Source organism: Pseudoxanthomonas sp. LjRoot204_2, from assembly GCF_056175765.1.
This window is the reverse complement of sequence record NZ_JBGFFG010000510.1, coordinates 1-2118: the sequence shown is the minus strand read 5'-3', so window position 1 is coordinate 2118 and position 2118 is coordinate 1. Positions and strand designations below refer to the sequence as shown.

The following is a 2118-nucleotide window of genomic DNA, read 5'->3' as shown; positions in this document are numbered from 1 at the left end:
TGGCTGGTTCGAACCCGGCGGGAGCTTTGTGCTGGAGAAGATCGAGATCGATTCCAGGCAGCGCTCGCGCGGCTATGGAAGTACGGTGATCGAGCAACTGCGGCAGAAAGCGCGCGACAAGGGCTGCCACGAGCTTGTAATCAACAACGTGCGGTCCAGCAACCACCGTGCCATCGCGCTCTATGAGGCAATGGGTGCGAAGGCCGTCCCGCTGTCGGCAAGCCTCAGCGCGTTTGTCATTTCGCCGCCGTAGGTCTGGCCCTCCGATAGAGGGACACGTCGGGAGGACATCGCCTTCTTCCGGAAACGACAAGGCCCGCATCAGCGGGCCTTGTCATTACTGCGGCATCAWTCAGCTCGTCAGCCTCACACCGCCTCGAACCGATTCTCCGCCACGTTCTTCCGCACCTTCGCCGGATCCCAGATCCGGCCGTTCATCGCGATGTACACCCCCGCCGGCAGCGACTGCACCGCGCCGATCGCGCAGCCGATGTTGAACTCCGCGTCGGAGCCGCGAAAGCGGGCCGGGCTGAGGGCGCCGGTCATGACGATGGTCTTGTCGGTGATCGAGGCGAGTACATGGCCCGTCTGCACCATGCTGTCGGTGCCGTGCGTCACCAGCACGTGCTTCGTCGGCTGCGCCGCGATGGTCGCGCGGATCAGTTCGCGGTCCTCGTCGGTGATGTGCAGCGAATCCTTGCGCAGGATCGGGATGACCGTGAAGCGGAACGTCACCCCCAGCTCGCGCAGGATCATGCCGATCTGCGGATCACCGATCTGGTAATCGGACTTGTCGTCGAAGTAGATCTTGTCGATCGTGCCACCGGTGGTGACGATCAGCAGCTCATCCATCTCAAAGCTCCTGCCGGCGCTCACGGCGCGCCTGGCGTTGGGTCCGGGGAAGTCAGGTCGTAGGGCTCGCCGTAGTGCTCGCAGATCGCTTCCAGCGCGGGCGACGGTGGGGCGACGACCACGCGATTATCGCCGTTTTGCCGCGTGAAGGTGCAGCGCACGTCGGTGACGTTCCCGTCCTCGTCCCCGCCGGCATCCACCTGCACCATCAGGTCCATGGTGTCGTACTCCAGCGGCAGCGCATGCGGCGCATCCAGCTTCCACAGATGGAATTCCCAGCTGCAGCAACTGCTGCGCCCGGCTTCCACCATCCAGCCTTCGATGACCTGCAGCTCGTAGTAGCCGCCGCTGAAGAAGTGCTGCAGCGTGCGCGTGGCCGGGTCGATCCGGTACACCTCGCCCTCGCAGTTCGGGCCGGCGCCGCACATGCCGCGGATCTCGACCTCGTGCATGCCGTCGCCGTCCACGTCGATCAGGTTGGCGTGGCCCATGCTGGTGTAGGCGACCTCCTGCGTCACCTCCCGCCGATCGCACACGCGGCCGCCATCGCAGGCCAGTGTGGCGACGTAGCGGCGCACTTCCGGGGAAACGCATTCGGTCTGCACCGTCAGCACGCTGCCGTCGCGGTTCTCGGCGCGGACGGCATCGGCCGGTTCGCACACCGCGTCCTGCGCCCACGCGCACGGCGCCAGCAGACAGAACAGCAGCGCCACGACGAAGCGCATCAGCCCTTCCTGCCGAACCGCTTCGCGAACGCCGGCCAACTGGTCGCCAGCACGATGCCGACGGACAGCACGATGCCGCCCCAGGCAAACGCTGCCTTCACTGGATCGGCCCACGCCACCATCACCGCGTGCGAAAACCAGAACAGCGCGAACACGCCGGCCCAGAACGCCGCCGTCCGCCGACGCGCCATCACCCCGATCATCAACAGGATCGGCGGCAGCGCGAACACCAGCAGCGCCAGCGTATACTGCCGGTCGCCCCAGAACCACACCGCATACAGGATGGCCAGCAGTTGCAGCAGGGCGGCGAGCAGCAGGCGTGAGCGGTCCATCAGCGCGTCTCCAGGCGACGGGCGATATCGGCGACGCGGCGACCGAGTGAGCGCGCGAGGGCGGCTTCTTCGTCGCTGGGCTGCGGATCATCGTCGCCGCCCGCCACGTGGCTGGCCCCATAGGGTGTGCCGCCCGTGCGCGTGGTGCTGAGCTGCGGCTCAGTGAACGGAATGCCGACGATCACGCAGCCGTGGTGCAACAGCGGCAC

The 2118-nt window shown here is 66.5% G+C and carries 4 protein-coding genes and 1 pseudogene; 1 reads left to right on the top strand and 4 read right to left on the bottom strand.

Annotation, left to right across the window (positions count from 1 at the left end):
- Positions 1–253 (top strand): GNAT family N-acetyltransferase (locus tag AC04L7_RS17270; RefSeq protein WP_475513517.1); only part of this gene is annotated, 253 nt, incomplete at its 5' end.
- Positions 254–366: 113 nt separating this feature from the next.
- On the opposite strand, the gene AC04L7_RS17265 is transcribed toward AC04L7_RS17270, so the two are convergent.
- From AC04L7_RS17265 to AC04L7_RS17250, 4 genes and pseudogenes are all read right to left on the bottom strand, one after another.
- Positions 367–852, bottom strand: coding sequence for an asparaginase domain-containing protein (locus AC04L7_RS17265; protein WP_296282020.1), 486 nt, complete (start codon positions 850–852; stop codon positions 367–369).
- A gap of 20 nt (positions 853–872) precedes the next feature.
- On the bottom strand, positions 873–1577 hold the full coding sequence (locus tag AC04L7_RS17260) for a hypothetical protein (protein WP_435997191.1): 705 nt from the start codon (positions 1575–1577) through the stop codon (positions 873–875).
- Positions 1577–1909, bottom strand: a complete 333-nt coding sequence (locus tag AC04L7_RS17255) for a DUF2069 domain-containing protein (protein ID WP_435997193.1) — start codon at positions 1907–1909, stop codon at positions 1577–1579. Before AC04L7_RS17255 ends, AC04L7_RS17260 begins: the two co-directional genes overlap by 1 nt.
- Positions 1909–2118, bottom strand: a pseudogene (locus tag AC04L7_RS17250) (NAD(P)H:quinone oxidoreductase); the annotation flags it as partial. The gene AC04L7_RS17255 and the pseudogene AC04L7_RS17250, both read right to left, overlap by 1 nt.